Source organism: Vibrio sp. 03_296 (genome assembly GCF_002265885.1).
Genome location: NZ_NPKW01000519.1, coordinates 1 through 826 on the forward strand (window position 1 = coordinate 1; position 826 = coordinate 826).

At 43.0% G+C, this 826-nt stretch carries 1 protein-coding gene and 1 pseudogene; both read right to left on the reverse strand.

What is annotated here, in order from left to right; genetic code table 11:
* Nucleotides 1-193: CvpA family protein (locus CIK04_RS25865; RefSeq protein ID WP_176463430.1), on the reverse strand; the 193-nt coding region annotated here is incomplete at its 3' end.
* A 61-nt stretch (nt 194-254) separates the two neighbouring features.
* Nucleotides 255-817 (reverse strand): annotated as a pseudogene (locus CIK04_RS25870) (SPOR domain-containing protein).
* Between the last annotated feature and the right edge of the window lie 9 nt (nt 818-826).

Below are 826 nucleotides of genomic sequence, written 5' to 3' on the forward strand. Positions count from 1 at the left end.
CGGCTCCGTTTCGAAACATGTCGTCTTCGATATTGGTGAAATACACCGCGAGTTTGGTGTAATAGTTACTGGAGATAAAAAACGCTCCAAACCAAATCACCAATGACAATGCTTCTTTCGCAAAACCGCGAACTAAACTGATCAGAGCTGAAAATCCGATCACACCTAAAATGACAAAATCTAACCAATTCATGTTTTCTTCATCTTAAGTTGGCGCGCATTTTAACAGAAAAAATGCTGACGCAAACGTTTTCTTATGGGTTTAGTGGTTTAAATTTGAGCAATTGACCTTTTGGAACCGGTAATTTTTCCAATTCCACGACTTGTCTTTCAAGTTTACTTTTTGACACATCAGGACCAATTACAACTCGAGTAAATCCATTTTCTTTGATGGTATGCGCTTGATAACCGCGTTTCTGCAAATCCTTCGCCATGTTCTGCGCATTCTCTTCATTACGCAGTGCCATTAACTGAATGATCCATGCTGAATCTTCGTAGTTATTCTTGTCTGCGACCTCGTTGATTTTGACTTCAACAGATTTCGGTTTTGTTTGGCTTTGTCGCGTTTCACTTGGCGTTGACGCAGACTGCCCCACCGTCGCGACCACAGGAGACTCTGGTAGCTTGATGTCGTCTTCTACGGGCTCAAGAATTTCGAAACTCTCCACTTCATTGCTCAATTCCGGTTTGATCGGATGGTGGCAAACTCTTCTTTATAGTGAAGCTTCTGGCCATCGAGGACATCAGGAAGCACTATCACGCCGATAGCGACCAAGATAATGGTCCCCACCAGACGGCTTTGGAACTTACTTGCCATTTAATTACC